Annotated in this window: 18 protein-coding genes; 14 read left to right on the top strand and 4 right to left on the bottom strand. The window is 43.7% G+C overall.

What is annotated here, in order from left to right; all coding sequences use genetic code 11:
- Positions 1-151: 151 nt before the first annotated feature.
- The gene (locus E5A76_RS13720) at positions 152-1,603 is read right to left on the bottom strand and encodes a dihydrolipoyl dehydrogenase (RefSeq protein WP_161119261.1); all 1,452 of its coding nucleotides are present in this window, start codon (positions 1,601-1,603) and stop codon (positions 152-154) included.
- 82 nt (positions 1,604-1,685) lie between these two features.
- A complete protein-coding gene (locus tag E5A76_RS13715; RefSeq protein ID WP_161119260.1) occupies positions 1,686-2,414 on the bottom strand; it encodes a glutathione peroxidase in 729 nt (242 codons plus the stop codon).
- 157 nt (positions 2,415-2,571) lie between these two features.
- On the opposite strand from E5A76_RS13715, the gene oxyR reads away from it, so the two are divergent.
- Positions 2,572-3,483 carry a DNA-binding transcriptional regulator OxyR gene (gene oxyR, locus E5A76_RS13710; protein WP_053987492.1) on the top strand — a complete coding sequence of 304 codons (912 nt, stop codon included), beginning with the start codon at positions 2,572-2,574 and terminating at the stop codon, positions 3,481-3,483.
- Positions 3,484-3,552: 69 nt separating this feature from the next.
- On the opposite strand, the gene E5A76_RS13705 is transcribed toward oxyR, so the two are convergent.
- A complete protein-coding gene (locus E5A76_RS13705) occupies positions 3,553-6,153 on the bottom strand; it encodes a penicillin-binding protein 1A (RefSeq protein WP_053987493.1) in 2,601 nt (866 codons plus the stop codon).
- 148 nt (positions 6,154-6,301) lie between these two features.
- On the opposite strand from E5A76_RS13705, the gene pilM reads away from it, so the two are divergent.
- The 9 genes from pilM to dam all read left to right on the top strand — a co-directional run bounded on the left by pilM (position 6,302) and on the right by dam (position 15,350).
- Complete coding sequence (gene pilM / locus E5A76_RS13700; RefSeq protein WP_053987494.1) at positions 6,302-7,285, top strand: type IV pilus biogenesis protein PilM; 984 nt, start codon at positions 6,302-6,304, stop codon at positions 7,283-7,285.
- Positions 7,282-7,887, top strand: coding sequence for a PilN domain-containing protein (locus E5A76_RS13695; protein WP_053987495.1), 606 nt, complete (start codon positions 7,282-7,284; stop codon positions 7,885-7,887). The genes pilM and E5A76_RS13695 overlap by 4 nt, the downstream gene beginning before the upstream one ends.
- Positions 7,888-8,511 carry a type IV pilus inner membrane component PilO gene (gene pilO, locus E5A76_RS13690; RefSeq protein ID WP_053987496.1) on the top strand — a complete coding sequence of 208 codons (624 nt, stop codon included), beginning with the start codon at positions 7,888-7,890 and terminating at the stop codon, positions 8,509-8,511.
- A 3-nt stretch (positions 8,512-8,514) separates the two neighbouring features.
- Entirely contained in the window at positions 8,515-9,030 is a 516-nt protein-coding gene (locus tag E5A76_RS13685; protein ID WP_053987497.1) for a pilus assembly protein PilP, read from the top strand.
- 31 nt (positions 9,031-9,061) lie between these two features.
- Complete coding sequence (locus E5A76_RS13680; protein ID WP_107166779.1) at positions 9,062-10,771, top strand: type IV pilus secretin PilQ; 1,710 nt, start codon at positions 9,062-9,064, stop codon at positions 10,769-10,771.
- Between the two features lie 386 nt (positions 10,772-11,157).
- Positions 11,158-11,676, top strand: coding sequence for a shikimate kinase AroK (gene aroK, locus E5A76_RS13675; RefSeq protein ID WP_008988121.1), 519 nt, complete (start codon positions 11,158-11,160; stop codon positions 11,674-11,676).
- Between the two features lie 23 nt (positions 11,677-11,699).
- Positions 11,700-12,779 (top strand): 3-dehydroquinate synthase, encoded by a 1,080-nt coding sequence (aroB, locus tag E5A76_RS13670; protein WP_161119259.1) that lies wholly within the window; start codon positions 11,700-11,702, stop codon positions 12,777-12,779.
- Between the two features lie 13 nt (positions 12,780-12,792).
- The gene (locus tag E5A76_RS13665) at positions 12,793-14,391 is read left to right on the top strand and encodes an AAA family ATPase (RefSeq protein ID WP_161119258.1); all 1,599 of its coding nucleotides are present in this window, start codon (positions 12,793-12,795) and stop codon (positions 14,389-14,391) included.
- A gap of 107 nt (positions 14,392-14,498) precedes the next feature.
- The gene (gene dam / locus E5A76_RS13660) at positions 14,499-15,350 is read left to right on the top strand and encodes an adenine-specific DNA-methyltransferase (RefSeq protein WP_008988118.1); all 852 of its coding nucleotides are present in this window, start codon (positions 14,499-14,501) and stop codon (positions 15,348-15,350) included.
- On the opposite strand, the gene E5A76_RS13655 is transcribed toward dam, so the two are convergent.
- Positions 15,351-15,560, bottom strand: a complete 210-nt coding sequence (locus E5A76_RS13655; protein WP_023933775.1) for a DUF2970 domain-containing protein — start codon at positions 15,558-15,560, stop codon at positions 15,351-15,353.
- A 178-nt stretch (positions 15,561-15,738) separates the two neighbouring features.
- Between E5A76_RS13655 and rpe the strand changes: the two genes are divergently transcribed.
- The 4 genes from rpe to E5A76_RS13635 all read left to right on the top strand — a co-directional run bounded on the left by rpe (position 15,739) and on the right by E5A76_RS13635 (position 18,902).
- Positions 15,739-16,413, top strand: coding sequence for a ribulose-phosphate 3-epimerase (gene rpe, locus E5A76_RS13650; protein WP_008988116.1), 675 nt, complete (start codon positions 15,739-15,741; stop codon positions 16,411-16,413).
- Positions 16,413-17,099, top strand: a complete 687-nt coding sequence (locus E5A76_RS13645) for a phosphoglycolate phosphatase (RefSeq protein ID WP_161119257.1) — start codon at positions 16,413-16,415, stop codon at positions 17,097-17,099. The genes rpe and E5A76_RS13645 overlap by 1 nt, the downstream gene beginning before the upstream one ends.
- Before the next feature lie 91 nt (positions 17,100-17,190).
- The gene (gene trpS / locus E5A76_RS13640) at positions 17,191-18,213 is read left to right on the top strand and encodes a tryptophan--tRNA ligase (protein WP_161119256.1); all 1,023 of its coding nucleotides are present in this window, start codon (positions 17,191-17,193) and stop codon (positions 18,211-18,213) included.
- A gap of 113 nt (positions 18,214-18,326) precedes the next feature.
- Positions 18,327-18,902 carry an aminodeoxychorismate/anthranilate synthase component II gene (locus tag E5A76_RS13635; RefSeq protein WP_161119255.1) on the top strand — a complete coding sequence of 192 codons (576 nt, stop codon included), beginning with the start codon at positions 18,327-18,329 and terminating at the stop codon, positions 18,900-18,902.
- The last annotated feature ends 53 nt before the right edge of the window (positions 18,903-18,955 follow it).

Here is an 18,955-nt window from a genome sequence, read left to right as displayed (position 1 = left end):
GTGCATTTTAACTCTCGACTATATTTGGACATAAAAGACCCCCAATAATTGGTGTCCAACTATTGGGGGTCACTTCAATGACGAGGGCTTTTTCATTTGGAGAGTAGTTGTGGTTTTGTTTCTGCCAATCAAAGACTGCAGGTTCTGTTGATTAACAACCTGGACCACAATCCAGACAATGCTTGATCATATCTGGACCTAAACGTAATTTCGCATTCAAATCACGTAGGGCAGTACGAACACCTTCTTCGATAACTGGGTGGTAGAAAGGCATATCAAGCATTTCTGCTACCGTCATCTTATTTTGATGCGCCCAAGCTAATAGGTGCGCTAGGTGCTCTGCATCAGGACCAATCATTTCAGCGCCAAGGAAGCGACCTGTGCCTTGTTCACCGTATACATGCAACATACCTTTGTTACGTAGCATGACACGTGAACGACCTTGGTTCTCAAATGAAACCGTACCTGTTTCAAAACAACCGCATGTGCCTAGACGAGCGGTAATTTCTTTATACGTTTCACCTACCATCGCAATTTGCGGATCAGTGAAAACAGCTGAAATCTTAGTGCGACGTAAACCAGCTCGAATTTCAGGGAAGCGACCTGCGTTATCACCTGCGATACGCGCTTGGTCTGCAGCTTCATGGAGCAATGGAATTTGATTGCTTGCATCACCTGCGATGAAAATGGAATCTACCGAGGTTTGCATGGTGTAGTAATCAGCTGTTGGTACACCGCGCTCATCCAATGCTAAGCTTGTGCTCTCAATGTTAAGGTTATCAACGTTAGGACGACGACCTGTCGCAGCCAGTACGTAATCAACCAAAATCGTAGCAAGCTCACCTGATTTAGTGACATATTGAATTTCAACCTGATCACCAACACGCTTCATGCTTTCTACTTGCACGTTTGGATCTAAGTAAAACTCTTCGTTAAAGGCTTTGTTAGCGTAAGCCATTACTTCAGGATCCGTCAGAGGACCCACTTGACCACCAAGACCGAACATAGTCACGTTCACGCCTAAGCGGTTTAGTGATTGACCTAGCTCTAAGCCAATAACACCAGGACCAAATACAGCAACAGAGTTTGGTAAATCGTCCCAGTTAAATACATCGTCATTAACCACTAAACGATCGTCTAGCTCGTTCCATACGCCAGGGTAGGCAGGGCGAGAGCCCGTCGCGATAACAATGCGTTTAGCATTAATGATGGTGTGATCATCGACTTGTAGGGTGTGATCATCTAAAAATTTAGCGTAACCAGAAATCTTATCTTCAGCAGGGATCTCATCGACACCTTCAAGGACGAAACCAACGAAACGGTCACGTTCACGTTTTACTCGGTCCATCACTTCACGGCCATTGATCACGATGTCACCTTGAGGATGCACACCAAATGCGGGTGCCTTCTCAATGTTATGAACGCTCTCTGCTGCTGCAATTAGTAATTTTGATGGCATACAACCAACACGTGCACAGGTTGTGCCGTAAGGGCCGCCTTCAATCATGACTACGCTATCGGTGTGGGCTTTTGCTGCGCGGTATGAACCTAAACCGGCAGTACCACCGCCAATAACAGCAACATCAACATTCAAGGTTTTCATCGTAACTTCTCCGAGTGGTGCAGGGTGGGGCCTGACGTCTTTGCGTCAGTACCCGCTTTGTTTCTTATTATTGGTGTGGCGATTAGCCTAGGTATGCTTCTAGCTCTTCGCTACCACCGATGTGCTTACCACCGATGAATACTTGAGGAACTGTGCTACGGCCAGATACTGCACGTAGAGAAACCGTTGTTGCATCTTTACCAAGAATGATTTCTTCGTATTGTAGACCTTTGTCGATTAGGTTCTGTTTTGCTTTTGCACAGAAAGGACAACCAGGTTTTGAGAATACTGTGATTGATTCTTGTAGTTTTTGCTCAGGCGCGATGTACTTCAGCATAGTGTCAGCGTCAGATACTTTGAACGGGTCGCCTGGTTCTTCGTTTTCGATGAACATTTTTTCAACTACGCCGTTTTTCACTAGCATGCTGTAACGCCATGAACGAGCACCGAAACCTAGGTCGTCTTTCTCAACTAGCATGCCCATGCCTTTAGAAAACTCACCGTTACCATCTGGGATGAATGTGATGTTTTCAGCTTCTTGGTCTGCTTTCCATGCGTTCATTACGAATGTATCGTTTACTGATACACATAGAATGTCGTCAACGCCGTTTTCAGCAAATACTGATGCAAGCTCGTTGTAACGAGGTAGGTGGCTAGAAGAACATGTTGGAGTGAATGCGCCAGGTAGGCTAAATACTACAACGGTTTTATTAGCAAAAAGCTCTTCTGTTGTTACGTCAACCCACTGATCACCTTGGCGAGTGTGGAAAGTAACTTGAGGAATAGCCTGACCTTCTTTAGATGCGAACATAATGTAAATCCTTAAAAACTATTAATTCAATTTGATGCAATCGGAGTGTTTAACTGCTTGCTCCGTTTTGATGTAGCCATTATGTGATTTTACGCTTGATAGCTCCAATCGTTTGCTGCTATGGTTTTAATAGTTAATTCCTATTGTAAGAAGAACTATGAATATTCGTGATTTGGAATACCTTGTGGCTCTTTCCGAGCACAAACATTTTCGTAAAGCAGCAGAAGCGTGTTACGTCAGTCAACCTACTTTGAGTGGTCAAATTAGAAAGTTGGAAGATGAGCTAGGTGTTTCATTATTAGAAAGAACTAGCCGTCGCGTCCTATTTACTGACGCCGGATTGAGTTTAGTCGCTCAAGCGCAGAAAGTGTTGCTTGAAGTCAAAATTTTAACTGAACTTGCTAGTGTGCAAGGCGAAAGCATGTCGGGACCACTGCATATTGGTTTTATTCCTACGGTGGGACCTTACTTGCTGCCGCAGATCATCCCAACCTTAAAAGAAGCCTTTCCAGATTTAGAGTTGTTCTTACATGAAGCGCAAACTCATCAACTTGTTCAGCAGTTGGAAGAAGGGAAATTGGATTGCATCATCTTGGCGGCAGTGAAAGAGAGTGAACCGTTCATAGAATTGCCTCTTTATGATGAGCCGATGATGATTGCGGTGCCTGAAACCCATAAATGGGCACAGGAAAAAGAGATTGATATGTCGCTGCTACATGGTGAAAGCTTATTGATGCTCGAAGATGGCCACTGTTTACGTAATCAAGCACTGGGCTTTTGTTTTGCCGCAGGCGCGCGTGATGACGGTCGTTTTAAAGCAACTAGCCTTGAGACACTGCGTAACATGGTAGCGGCAGGTAGTGGGATCACCTTGTTGCCACAGCTTGCAAGCCCGAAAGAGCATTGCCGTGATGGTGTATGTTATATCGCAGCAGAGCACCCACAGCCAACACGCTTAATAACGCTGGCTTACCGTCCGGGTTCACCGCTGAAAGCGCGTTATGAAAAATTGGCGGAAGTCATTAAAGAAAGAATGCCTGAGGTCTTTGCTAAACACACTCAAGCATAACGCCATATGTGAAGAGATAAAAAAAGAGCGCTCAATGAGCGCTCTTTTTATTTTTGTTTTTAAAGATACTTAAAATAGCTCTTCTGCTGTTTCTGTATCAAATTGACGTTCAGATGTCGCTTGCTGTACAGAGCGTGTTGGCTCAGTCCCTTTGATGAAGTACTCATACATAGAGCTTGCATCATCACGGTTTGATAGCTGACCCGTTGCACGGTCGATGCGCACTTTTACGATATCATCAGGAATTTGCTTCTCTTGCTCAGGGGTATTTTTCAGCGCCTGACGCATGAAGCTAATCCAAGCTGGTTGTGCCGCATTACCACCGAACTCACCACCTGTTGTTTGGTTTTGACCCAAATTGCTGTTCCAGCTAGTGCGACCTAACTCACGACGGTGATCATCAAAACCAACCCAAGTTGTCGCCACAATATTTGGACCAAAACCTGTGTACCATGCATCTTTCGCATTGTTGGTTGTACCTGTTTTACCACCAATATCATGACGTTTTAGCACTTTTGCGCGCCAGCCTGTACCGTAACTCTTACCAGGCTCACCCCAGATGTTACTGTTTAGCATTTCACGGACAAGGAATGCATTTTGTTCACTGATCACCTCTGGTGCGTAGCGAACTGGCGGGATCGTGATCACTTTTTCAAGATCAGCCAGCGTAGGCTTTTCTGTTTCAGCTGGCTTAGTGCTGTCAGCGGGTTGATCTAATTTATGATCTTCAACAGCTGTTGCCATAGCCACTTGCATCTTCGCTTGTGGGTTTTTCGCTTGGCACGCGTCGTTACATACAATTGCTGGATCTGCGTAGTAAATTAACTGGTCATCATTGTTATCAACCTTGTTAATTAAGAACGGTTCAACGGCATAACCACCGTTAGCAAATACCGAGTAACCTTGTACTAGCTCAAGTGGAGTTAAACTACCAGCACCTAATGCGATAGGCTCTGCACGAGGCAGGTCTGAGCGTTTAAAGCCAAAGCGAGTGAGGTAATCAATGGTGAAATCTAGACCTGCAATACGTAGCGCACGAATCGCCATCACGTTAATTGAACGGGCTAGACCAATACGAGCACGAGTAGGGCCGCCGTATTTACCATCCGCATTCTTAGGACGCCATGCTTTACCTTGCCACTTGTCCCACTTAGTAATTGGCGCATCATTAATCAGTGTTGCAAGTGTTAAGCCTTTCTCAATCGCTGCTGAGTAAATAAATGGTTTAATACCAGAACCTACCTGACGGATAGATTGGGTGGCGCGGTTGAACTTACTTTGTGCGTAGTTAAAACCACCAACCATTGCCAGTACGGCACCGTTATTTGGCGACATTGCAACAAAAGCTGTGTTGACCGCTGGTGTTTGGCTTAGTAGCCATTCACTGGTTGATACCGATGCGTTATCAACTTTATCACTCACTACACTTTGCTTATGCTGAACCCAGATTTGTTGACCTGCAGTTAGAATATCGCTGGCTTTTTTAGGCGCTACGCCTTGGCGAGTGTCAGAGATGAACTTGCGTGCCCAACTCATGCCATTCCAGTTGATAACCGCAATATCACCATTTTTCGTCACAATATTTGCTGTTTTCTCACCAACTTTTGTTACGATAGCTGGAATTAGCTGACCATAAACTGGCTGGTTTTTCAGTTTATCAACAATTTGATTAGCATTAAGTGGCGTTTGACCCGGCTTCCAAATAACCGCAACAGGACCACGGTAACCATGGCGTTGGTCGTAGGCTAATAGATTGTTCACTGCTGCTTGTTGTGCGTCGAGTTGAAGCTTACTGTTGATCGTGGTGTAAACTTTCATGCCTCTTTCGTAAGCAGCTTCACCGTAGCGGTTTACCATCCATGCACGAGCACGTTCAGCGACATACGGTGCGTATAACTGAATTTCTGCGCCGTGGTAGTGGGAAACAATTGGCTCAGCGCGTGCTGCATCCATTTGTGCTTTGGTGATGTAGCCTTCTTCAAACATTCGCATCAGTACTACATTGCGACGTGTGGTTGCACGGTCAATGGAGTAAATTGGGTTCATAGTTGAAGGTGCTTTTGGTAGGCCTGCAATCACTGCAATTTCAGACAGTGTTAGCTGATCAACGTTTTTACCAAAGTAAACTTGTGCTGCCGCACCAACACCGTAAGCGCGATAACCGAGATAAATTTTATTCAAGTACAGATCAAGAATTTCATCCTTGGTTAGCAGCTTTTCAATGTGGATTGCAATAAAGGCTTCTTTTACTTTACGCATTAACTTCTTTTCATTGGATAAGAAGAAGTTACGTGCTAACTGCTGGGTGATGGTACTCGCACCTTGGCGTGCAGAGCCGGACGTTAGAACAACAAATGCAGCACGGGCAATACCGATAGGATCCACCCCTGGATGTTCATAAAAACGACTGTCTTCAGTTGCAATAAATGCTTCTCGCATTAGAAGAGGAATTTCATCTAATGTCAGAGGGATACGTCGTTTTTCACCAAACTGTGAGATCAGTTTACCGTCTGCGCTATACACCTGCATCGGTGTTTGCAGTTCAACATTTTTTAATTTTGCTACATCTGGAAGGTCTGGCTTTACATAGAGATAAAAGCCAAAAATAGTACCAACTCCAAGAATTATGCAAATTAATGCAAGTATTAGTAATCGCTTTATGAACTTCACTTGAGATTTCCCGTTACGCCATCGTGCTAATTGTCATTATCCATTATCTTTCAATTACTAGTATAAAGATAACAAAAAGAAAATTAATGCCGTTGATGGTGTTTATTCGAAATAGTTTGTTTTTTCGCCACATGGGAGCATAACACGGATGTTTCGGAACCCATTAAGTGTTGGGGTAGATATTGGCAGTCATAGCATAAAAGCTGTGGCGCTACAGCAGAAAAAAGATCAGTTTGAGTTGACTGCATATGCTGAGGTTGAATTAACCAAATCGGTAATTAACGAACAGCATAGTGTAAATGCGACAGCCTTGTTGTCAGCTATACGTCAATTAAAGAAACAACTGCCATGGCAAGCCAAGATCGTTACTTTAGCCTTACCAGATAGTGCTGTGATCAGCAAAGTCGTTCAGCTTGATACCAGTCTCAATGAAGATGAGGCTGAGTTCGCTATTGTCCAAGCGTTAGGAGCGGCTTCCCCATTCCCAGTTGAAGAGCTGTGGTTTGATTATTACCCAATGGTGAGTGAGCGTTTCTCAGAAGCGGCAACCACTGCACCATATCAGGTTTTTGCCTCACGCAAAGAAACCATTGATAGCCGTGTTACCGCGCTGAAGAAAGTTGGCTTTAAACCGTCTGTGGTTGAGTTGCAGACGAATGCGTTGTTATGGCTAACAGAATATTTAGCGGAAGTAGGTAGTCAATATACCCAGTGGGGTGTGGTTGATATCGGTAAACGCCATACTGAATTTTGCATGAAGCCAGAAGGTAGCAATGCTTATCATCGTGAAATTCGCTTTGGTACTGGTCAGTTTGAAGACAACCCATTCCAAGAAGAGGTAAATGAAGAAAATAAGGTGGAACGTTTTACGGAGCAATTTGCAGAGCAATTAAAACGCCAGATCCAACTTTATAATTCAACTCATCCTCGCTGCAGCATTAAAGGCTTGTGGCTAGCCGGTGGTTGTCAGTCTTTGATTTCAGAAACGTTATTAAAACAGTTGGTTGGTCTAGAAGTGGTGTGGGTAAAACCGTTTGAACACTTTATGCAACCAAAGAAACTGACCTTACCTGCAGATATGTCTAGTCAATATGCAGTGGCAACCGGTTTAGCATTGCGGGGGATGGCATGATAGATAAATTAAACCTCCTTCCTTGGCGAGAAGAACGTCGTAAAAAACATAAACAACGTTTTATGGGGCTGATTGCATCGGCTGTTTTTTTAGCCTTCCTTGGTAATTATGGTGTAGCTAAATATCTCGATTTACAGCAGCAACAACAGCAAGCGCGTAATGCACAATTTCAAAAAGAAATTGATCTGTTAGAAAAACGTTTGGCCTTTTTACCGAAGCTAGAAGAACAACGTAAAGCGATCCAACTGCGCTTGAATGTTATTGCTGATATTCAGCAATCGCGAAACCGTGTCACACAACTATTAAATCAACTACCGAATGTGGTACCGGGCGGTGTTTACCTCGAAACATTGAACCTCAATGTCGAACGTGTAGGGATTAAAGGTGTGGGTGATTCTAATGGTCACTTAGCGGCATTGCTGGGTGCAGCTGAGCAGTCGAAATGGTTTATCAATGTTGATATGCATTCATTAGTGACAACTAAAGGTAGTCAGTCTGAACAGTTGTCTCAATTTAATGCATCGTTTGATTTAACAGATCCTTCTCTTGCGCAACCGAAAGACAAGAAAGTCGCTAGAGCTAATGGAAGCAAGGGGAAGTAAATGGCTGATTGGCAAGAATTAGAATTAGATGAAATCACTGAATGGCCCTTACTACCGCAGTGTTTGGTTGCACTGATTTTAGCTGCTGCATTAAGTGCTTTTGGTTATTGGTATTGGGTTAGTCCAATGAATGATCAGCTTGAGCAAATGAAGCAAAAAGAGCAGACATTGAAAACTCAATTGGTTAGCAGAGCATCACAGGTAGCGGCACTTCCACGTGTTAAAGAACAAGTGGCAGAGCTCAATCGCCGTTACCATGAAATGATCGAACAGCTGCCAGAAGAGCAAGAGCTCGCTAGCTTACTATCAGGTATTAACGATATTGGTGTGAATAACGGCTTGGTGTTCCAGTCGATTAAATGGGCGCCACGTGTTGAGCATGAATTGTATTACGAGTTGCCGATTAATATGCAGTTAACCGGAAGCTATGAACAAATCGGTAAGTTTGCAGAAGCGATTGCAAGATTGCCTCGTATCGTTAATTTGAACAACGCTGAGTTAGGGCGAGTTAAGCCGTTAGGTGAGCCCGATGAGACGCTCTCGCTAAAGGTATCAGCAACGACTTATCGCTTTAAAACGCCAACTCACAATGTCGGCGATGATGCTAACGGTAATGAGGGCTAACCAATGAAAAAACTATTGTGGTTATTACCTATCGTTATTGGTTTAGTGGGGTGTAAAGCCAATAATGATTCAGTTGAGCAATTCATTGCTACCACACACAGTGAAGCGAAGGCTCGGGTGAAACCGTTACCTGATTCATTTGTGTTTAAAGCCGAAACGTTTGTGATGACGAGTAAACGAGTGCCGTTTGTTAAGCCCATTCCTGAGCAGTTACTTGCCAAAGAAGAAACAGGTGCTTGTTGGCAGCCGCAGCTTGATCGTCCATTAGGTAAGCTAGAAGAATTCGCCTTAGAAAAATTATCGATGAAAGGTGCTATCGGCAATAACAAGCAACTTTGGGGGCTGGTTTTTACGCCTGAAGGAGAATTAATGAAGATTAAGCCTGGACAATATATTGGTCTTAATCGTGGCAAGGTTGTTACCGTTAGTGATAAAGAAATTGAAATCGAAGAAACGCTACCAGATGGCAAAGGTTGTTGGCTTAAACGACCGACGAAACTGGCGCTAGTTCAGCAGTAATCAAGGATAAGTTATGAAAGGGAATGTGTGGATGTTAAGCCGCCAGTATCTAGCAACACTTTGGTTGTTGTGCGTTGGATTATTGGCGTTTCCTAGTGTGGCTGCTGTGCCTGCGGCAGGGATGATAGATAACCAAATTCAAGCAATTGATTTTCGTCGTGATGGTAAAGGGCGTGGTGTCCTAACTGTGCGTCTGGAAAAGCCACAATCGTTAGTGGATTTGCGTCGTAATGGCAATAAGTTACAGTTAGATATCTTTGATACTGTGCTGAAAGATGACATGGTTTATACCCTTGATGTTGTCGATTTCGCTACCGTTGTTGAAAGTATTGAAACCATGCGTGTATCAAAAGGCGCACGCCTTATGTTCAATATGAAGGGGAGCTACGATTATGATTACAACTTACGCGGTAAGCGTTTAGAAGTGATCATTGAAAAGCGTGCGGTGAAGAAAGCAGTATCAGGGACGGGATCGAATGCCAAAATCAATTACAAAGGCAAGCCGATTTCCATTAACTTCCAAGATATCCCAGTACGTAATGTGCTACAGCTAATTGCTGACTACAACGACTTTAACTTGGTTGTCTCTGATTCTGTTAGCGGTAACGTGACGTTGCGTTTAGATGATGTGCCATGGCCACAAGTGCTAGATATTATTCTACAGTCAAAAGATTTAGATAAACGTGTACGAGGCTCAGTGTTACTGGTTGCACCTAAATCTGAGCTAACAGCCAGTGAGCATCAGGTAATGGAAGCAAAGCGTAAGCAGCAAGAGCTTTCAAATTTGCGCTCAGAGCTTATCCAAGTTAACTATGCAAAAGCGACTGATATTGCAGAGTTATTAGGCGGTAAAGCCAGTGGCGTAGGTATGTTGTCTGAGCGTGGTTCTCTGCATGTTGATGAGCGTACTAACTCACTTATTATTAAAGATATTTCAGATAACATATCGAGTATCAAAAACATTGTAGAGTCATTAGATATCCCGGTTAAACAGGTGCAAATTGAAGCGCGTATTGTGACAATCAATGAAGGTGATATTGATGAGTTAGGTGTGCGTTGGGGGGTATCGAAAGTCAATGGTGATACTACTATTGGTGGCTCAATTGAAGGTAACTTGGCAAGCTCTGGTCTGTTAGGTGAAGATGCAACTGTTGATGATTTCCTTAACGTTAATTTAGGAGCAAGTGCAGGCGCGGCATCGATCGCTTTCCAAGTGGCTAAGTTGGGTAATATCTTATTGGATTTAGAATTATCAGCACTGCAAACCGAAAATAAAGCCGAGATCATCTCAAGCCCACGTTTGATGACAACGAATAAGAAAACCGCTTATATCGAGCAGGGTACAGAAATCCCTTACTTAGAAGCCTCATCAAGCGGTGCAACGTCAGTCTCATTTAAAAAGGCCGTGTTAAGTTTGATGGTGACACCTCAAATCACGCCTGATGATAAGCTAGTGTTAGATCTTGAAGTCACGCAAGACAACAAGGGTGAAGATGTCCCAACCGGTGAAGGTACGGCGGTGTCGATTGATACTCAACGTATTGGTACTCAGGTGCTAGTCAATAATGGCGAAACTGTTGTGCTGGGTGGTATTTATCAACACAGTATGACCAATGTAACGCGTAAAGTGCCAGTATTGGGTGATATCCCTGTGCTTGGTGCGCTGTTCCGCCATAAGATGGAGCAAATGGGTAAACGTGAACTACTGATCTTTGTGACACCAAAAATTGTTCTTCAGTAGTCTTTCGTACTGAGAAACAAACAATAAAAATTTGGCTACACTGTTAAAGCGACGGATGGAAAATTATGAAAATAGTTCCATCCGTTGTTTTTATGGGGCGATATATTGTTGTTTTGCCATAGTCTTGCTCAGTGATAAGAAGATCAACAAAGTGATTACGATTGACCTTAGACCATTGCTGAGCCATTATGGCGGCCTCTTTGGGTAGGACAGGCATAATAAAATACCTATTGGGGGTGACTATCACTTGCAATGTGGCAGTTAGACCTGAGATAATTTTCTGTCTTATCACGAATTATATGTGAGGAACTTGGCGCCTCGGGCTTATCAATACATAGAGCCTGCGGGTGGTGTCGTTTTATTAACCGCGCGTAAAATTGCTAAAAATGGCTGAAAAACGAAATATTTTCTTAGTCGGCCCAATGGGTGCCGGCAAAAGCACTATTGGTAGACACCTTGCACAGCAGCTGCATATGGAATTCTTTGACTCAGATACCGTGATCGAAGAGCGTACAGGTGCTGATATTAGTTGGGTTTTTGATGTTGAAGGTGAAGACGGTTTCCGTGTTCGCGAAGAAGCAGTAATTGATGATCTAACTCAAGAGCAAGGTATTGTTCTGGCAACGGGTGGTGGTTCTGTTAAGAGTAAAGAGAACCGTAATCGCCTTTCTGCTCGTGGTATCGTAGTTTACCTAGAGACGACTATCGAGAAGCAACTTGCTCGAACTCAACGCGATAAAAAGCGTCCTCTACTTCAAACAGATACGCCGCGCGAAGTGCTGGAAGCACTTGCAGAAGAGCGCAATCCATTGTATGAAGAAGTAGCAGACTACGTTGTTCGCACTGATGATCAAAGTGCGAAAGTAGTAGCTAACCAAATCATCAAAATGCTGGAAGAGCGTTAATCAACTAAAGAGAGAAGCTGACCATGGAACGGATCAATGTCAATTTAGGTGACAGAAGCTACCCTATTTCAATCGGCGCCGAGTTGTTTTGCAACTCGGCGTTGTTTGCATCTGCAATTCCTGCTGGAAAGCGGGTCGTAGTGGTCAGTAACGAAACCGTTGCTCCGCTGTATGCACAGCAGGTAATGGATACCATCAGTTCATTAGAGTGCCAAGTGGCGCTACTTTCTCTCCCTGATGGTGAACAATACAAAACGTTAGATACCTTTAATCAAATCATGACATTTTTACTTGATGGTAATTATGGCCGTGATGTGGTGATCGTCGCATTAGGCGGTGGTGTTATTGGTGATGTTGTCGGCTTTGCTGCGGCAAGTTACCAACGTGGCGTAGATTTTATTCAAGTACCTACTACGTTACTTTCTCAAGTGGACTCATCTGTCGGTGGTAAAACTGCAGTGAATCACCCATTGGGTAAGAACATGATAGGCGCTTTCTATCAGCCAAAAGCGGTGGTTATTGATAACCATTGTTTACGTACGTTGCCTGAACGTGAGTTTGCAGCGGGCATGGCTGAAGTGATCAAGTACGGCATTATTGCAGATCACGACTTTTTCGTTTGGCTTGAAGAAAACATTGAACGCCTACAAGCGTTAGATAACGATGCCTTGTGTTATGCCATTGCGCGTTGTTGCCAAATTAAGGCCGATGTTGTTGCAGCAGACGAAAAAGAATCAGGTGTACGAGCTTTACTTAATCTAGGTCATACATTTGGTCATGCGATTGAAGCTGAGATGGGCTACGGCAACTGGCTGCACGGTGAAGCGGTGTCGGCAGGTACAGTTCTCGCAGCAAGAACGGCAGCAAAACAAGGCTTGATCAGTAATGACGATGTAGCACGTATTATTCGTCTGCATGAGCGAGCAAAGCTTCCTGTCGTTGCACCTGAAGCAATGGGCTTTGATGAATTTATTAAGCATATGATGCGTGATAAAAAAGTATTATCAGGCCAGCTACGATTAGTTCTACCGACATCTATTGGCAGTGCTGAAGTCGTGTCTAATGTGACGCATGAGGTATTGCAGGATGTGATTAATCGCTAAGTTGTGATTAATCATGCGTAGTTCGTTAGCAGCAAAAAACATGGATCTGGATAGCCAGATCCAGTTGCTTTCACGGGTACAGTTCATTACCCGATTTAGTTCACACCTTATTTTACTCTCCGGTACACAAGGCTCAGGCAAAACCTGGCTAGCACATCGTTATTTAGAGCAATACGCTCAAGATGCAGAGCAAGCATTACTAAGCTGTAGTGAAGGGCAAACACTGATCCAACAGCGTTCAAATTTGCTTAAGCAATTTAATGCTAATCCGATGTTTAACGAGCAAGACTCGTTATTACAAAGTGCAAAGCACTTACTTCCTGAACAAACAAACCTTGTTATCATCGTTGATGATGCACAATTTCTTGCACCTGAATTATTGGTAGAACTTTGGGCATTAGTCAGAAGTACGGAAGAGCGATTTGGCTGGCAAATTAATATCTTATTGTTTGCAGAGCCAGATACGATCACCAAACCTCTGCATGATATCGCCCAAGTTTCAGGGATGGCTTTACTTGAACTTGAAATCAGTGAGCTAAGTGCTGAGGAAGTCAGTCAGTTTAGTGAGATGTTACTAGGTGATGAGCAATTAGGCGCTTTCGATCGCCGTGAGCTAAAAGAGCGTCTGTCGTTATCGCAGCCGCGCCCTGGTGCTTTGCAGCAATTGCCATCGTCGGATAATAGTATGGCTTCACCGCATTCATCACCACGCTTATCACCAATGAAGTTACTGGTTGGGCTGGTGGTACTCTTGTTCGTAACCGTCGTCGGTTGGTTTGGCATTGATTACTATCAATCACAAGCTACAACGATCTCATTGCTGACGCCTACACCAACACCATTGACACCACAGGTAACGGAAAGCACTTCTCAAAGTGACGATACTGATCCGGTGATTGATAATAAACCTTTGCCGATGCCTATTCATGGTGAAGGGCTAACGGTGGGTCGCCAAGAGTCTGAAGCGCAGCGAATGGTAGTACCATCAAAGTTAGTTGATGCCATGATAGATGAGCAAAGTGTGGGTGGCACAGGTGAAAGTGCGGCAAAAGAGTTTTCTGCTGAGCCTGAGTTAGAAGTAAAAGCAGAGCTAACGCCAACACCTGTTGAATCTAATAATGTTACGACATCTGAAAAAACTGATGATTCTGTTACGACAGAGACTGAAAAAAATAAGCCAGCTGAAGCAAGCCCACAGCTTGATAAAGCCGTTGTAAAAAAAGTGGTGAAAACAGAGTCTACTGCTGCAGCTCCTGCAACGACCAAGGTGACTAAGCCTAATGTAGAGCCTGTGACATCTCCCCAAATCGAGCTGGCAAATACTACAACATTGCTTGCGAAGAATTCACGTCATTATGCGATTCAATTGTCTGCATCGATGAGTTGGAATGAAACTAAAGCCTTTGTGAAAAAGAATAAGGTGCAATCTTCCGCGGCTATCTACAAAACACGTCGTGATGGCAAAATATGGTTTATTGTGATTTCTGGCGATTATAAAACGGTAAAGCAGGCACGTGCCGCAATCCGAGCATTACCGAATGATTTAAAAGCTCTACGTCCATGGCCAAAACCGTATAAAAAAATCCAGCAAGAAATAGAACGTTTAAAATAAGTCCATGAGGGCAGTTATTTACGTGAATTGGTATCAGTCGAGGGTAGAAATGAGGTACAATCCGCGACCTTTCGTGACAATATTGCTAGTGGTGGTGGGTTAGCTTAATGAAAAAGCATCGTGCATTCCTAAAATGGGCTGGAGGTAAATACTCTCTCGTTGAGGATATTAAACGACATCTACCGCCTGCGCGTAAATTGGTTGAGCCTTTTGTTGGGGCAGGTTCTGTATTTCTAAATACAGATTATGACCATTACTTACTGGCAGATATCAATCCTGATTTGATCAATCTTTACAACATCCTCAAAAATGAGCCAGAGCGTTATATTGAAGATGCGCGTAAATTATTCACGCCTGAATATAATAACAAAGAAGCGTATTTAAAAATTCGTGAAGAATTTAATGCTAGTGATGATCCGTACCTGCGCTCGTTATATTTCTTGTACATGAACCGTCATGGTTTTAATGGCTTATGTCGTTATAACAAGAAAGGCGGCTTTAATGTGCCGTTTGGCTCGTATAAGAAGCCGTATTTCCCAGAAGAGGAAATGCGTTATTTTTCTGAAAAAGCTAAGCGTGCCACGTTTGTGTGTGAAGGCTATACCACAACATTTTCACGTGCTCGTAAAGGCTGCGTAGTGTATTGCGATCCACCTTATGCACCGTTGTCTAGCACTGCAAACTTTACCTCATATGCCGGTAATGGTTTTAGTTTAGACGATCAAGCAACCTTGGCGGATGTCGCAGAAAAAGCAGCACAAGAGCGTGATATCACGGTGCTCATTTCTAATCACGATACTGCATTAACCCGTCGTTTATACACAGGTGCAGATCTGTCTGTGGTGAAAGTGAAACGTACTATTAGCCGCAATGGCAGTGGACGAAATAAAGTCGATGAATTATTGGCTCTGTTTACGCCTTCACTTGCGACAGCGAAATTTTCTTCAGAAGAAGAGTGATCATTGGCTTGCCGTTGCCCACTGAGCGACGGCGATGATTGCGCCTACCATCATCACAATCATTACGATCCCAGTAATAATAAATGGCCATGCAGTTGGCTGCTTGAAGTCTTGATAACGGTTCTTGTCAGATTGAACGCCAAACAAAGCGGCAAGAACACTGCGTATCACAGAGAATAGCGTCTGCTTTTCTTGCTCCTGTTTTTTCATCCATATTTCTCTTCAATCGCCATAACTTAAGTATAGTGAGCTGTCTCATCATTTTGACCAACTGAAGTAATAAATAAATCCATTGGGACAAGGTTTCATGGTTCGGGTAGAATTGTTGCAATTTATTGGGCTTGGTTAACCAAGTATCCGGTTTTTTGTATCGAATAGAGGCAAGAACATGAAGGATTTTTTGATTGCTCCATCTATCTTATCGGCTGACTTTGCACGTTTAGGTGAAGACGTTGAAAAGGTACTCGCAGCAGGCGCTGATGTGATCCACTTTGATGTGATGGATAATCACTATGTACCTAACCTTACCTTTGGTGCGCCGATCTGTAAGGCATTGCGTGATTACGGCATTACTGCACCGATTGATGTGCACTTAATGGTGAAGCCTGTCGATAGCATTATTCCGGATTTTGCGAAAGCGGGCGCTTCAATGATCACCTTCCATGTTGAAGCTTCTGAGCACATTGATCGTACTTTACAGTTAATTAAAGAACACGGCTGTAAAGCAGGCGTAGTCTTTAACCCAGCAACGCCACTACATTACTTGGATTACATCATGGATAAAGTCGATATGATTTTATTGATGTCAGTAAACCCAGGCTTTGGTGGTCAATCTTTCATTCCATCGACATTAGATAAACTACGTGAAGTGCGTAAGCGTATTGATGCATCAGGTCGTGATATTCGCCTTGAAATTGATGGCGGTGTGAAAGTCGATAATATTCGTGAAATTGCAGAAGCGGGTGCCGACATGTTTGTCGCAGGCTCTGCGATTTTCAATGAACCGGATTACAAAGTCGCGATTGATAAAATGCGCGCAGAATTAGCTGAGGCTAAGTGTTAATGGCTTTTGATAACATCAAGTTTATTGCATTTGATTTAGATGGCACCTTGTTAGATAGCGTGCCAGATTTAGCAGATGCGGCAGATAAAACCATGCGTCACCTTGGTCGTGAAGGGGTGACGGTTGAGCAAGTTACCACTTGGATTGGTAATGGCGCAGATATCTTAATTGGTCGCTCGCTTAGCCGTAGTGTAGATATTGATCCTGATTTGGATCCTGAATTACATAAACAAGCTCGACAGTTATTTGATCACTACTACGAGTTAGGTGGTCATGTGAAAAGCGCGTTGTATGCGGATGTAAAAACTACATTGGCAGCGTTTTATCAAGCGGGAATGCCAATGGCGATTGTGACCAATAAGCCATCGCAATTTGTTCCTCATCTACTTGAAGAGCATGGCATCAGCGAGTATTTTGTCGATGTGATTGGTGGTGATACCTTCCCACTGAAAAAGCCTGATCCCTATGCGCTGCATTGGTTAATGGAAAAACATAACATTGCTGCAAATGAAATGCTGATGGTCGGTGATTCACGAAATGATATCTTGGCTGCAAAAGCGGCAACATGTCATTCCCTTGGGCTGACTTATGGCTATAACTATGGTCAACCTATCGCAGATAGCGAGCCGGATGTGGTTTGTGATCACTTCAAGCAATTAGCGGATGTGGTTAAACTAGGCGACTAGTACATTCCAGTGTACACTGGCAACAAGATAAAAAGCGGGAGCCGGACTCTCGCTTTTCTATGAATAAAGAAATTAACAGGATTGTCTGATCATGAGTAAACCCATTGTATTAAGTGGCGTACAGCCTTCTGGTGAATTAAGTATTGGTAACTACCTAGGTGCGCTGCGTCAGTGGGAACAGATGCAGGACGATTACGATTGCCAATACTGTGTGGTTGATTTGCACGCAGTGACGGTTCGCCAAGATCCAAAAGCGCTGCATGAAGCAACACTTGATGCTTTAGCGATTTGTTTAGCTGTTGGCGTTGATCCGCAAAAGAGCACCTTGTTCGTACAATCTCATGTACCAGAGCATGCCCAATTAGGCTGGCTACTTAACTGTTACACTCAAATGGGTGAGCTAAGCCGTATGACGCAGTTTAAAGATAAATCTGCACGTCATGCTAACGATGTTAACGTTGGTCTATTTGACTACCCAGTACTGATGGCTGCTGACATTCTATTGTACGGCGCACACCAAGTACCTGTAGGTAGCGATCAGAAGCAACACTTAGAGCTTGCGCGTGATATCGCAACACGCTTTAACAACATTTATGGCACTGAAGAGAGCCCAATCTTCCAAGTACCAGAGCCTTACATCCCAACCGTGGGTGCGCGTGTCATGAGTCTTCAAGATGCGACGAAGAAAATGTCGAAATCTGATGATAACCGTAAGAACGTGATCACTCTGCTTGAAGAGCCTAAATCGATCATTAAGAAGATCAACAAGGCACAAACAGATGCAGAAACACCGCCTCGTATCGCATTTGATATCGAAAACAAAGCGGGTATTTCTAACCTAATGGGTCTGTACTCTGCAGCAACGGGTAAAACCTTCGCTGAAATCGAAGCGCAATATGCTGGCGTTGAAATGTACGGTCCATTTAAGAAAGACGTGGGTGAAGCACTGGTTGCTATGCTTGAGCCAGTACAAGCTGAATACCACCGCATTCGTAGCGATCGTGCATACCTTGATAGCGTAATGAAGCAAGGTGCGGAAAAAGCTTCTGCACGTGCGGCAGAAGTATTGAAAAAAGCGTACCAAGCGGTAGGTTTTGTTGCTCGCCCTTACTAACAAGTAACGATAGATAGATTAAGCAGGGCATTGGCTCTGCTTTTTTTATGGTTTGCGTTTCTAGTGATGTATTGCACAATAGAGCGCAGAATATCAAAGGTCTCTGTTATAGCATGCTGTTAATTATCGATAACTATGATTCATTTACCTATAACCTCTACCAATACTTTTGCGAGTTAGGTGCCGAGGTTAAAGTGGTACGTAACGATGAGATTGATCTCGCGGGCATAGAGGCATTAGCACCGACCCATTTAGTGATTTCACCGGGGCCATGTACTCCAAATGAAGCGGGTATTTCACTTCAAGCGATAGAATACTTTGCCGGAAAGCTACCTATTTTAGGAGTATGTTTAGGTCATCAATCACTTGCTCAAGCATTTGGTGGTGACGTGGTACGGGCAAGACAAGTGATGCATGGTAAAACATCACCGATCAAACATAATGATACTAGTGTGTTTGCAGGGCTTAATAACCCATTAACAGTGACTCGCTACCACTCATTGGTGGTGAAGAGAGAAACCTTACCTGATTGCTTTAATATCACTGCGTGGACAGAGCGTGAGGGTGAGTTTGATGAAATCATGGGGATTGCCCATAAAACATTACCTTTAGAAGGGGTGCAATTTCATCCTGAAAGCATTCTGACCGAGCAAGGTCATGCCTTATTGGCGAACTTTCTTCAACGCTAGTCACAGTAGATAATCGCGATTTTAGTTAAAATATCTGTCTTAAAATCGCGATA

The sequence above is a fragment of the Photobacterium lucens genome (assembly GCF_009873615.1).
GTDB lineage: Bacteria > Pseudomonadota > Gammaproteobacteria > Enterobacterales > Vibrionaceae > Photobacterium > Photobacterium lucens.
This window is presented reverse-complemented; position numbering and strand designations above follow the sequence as displayed.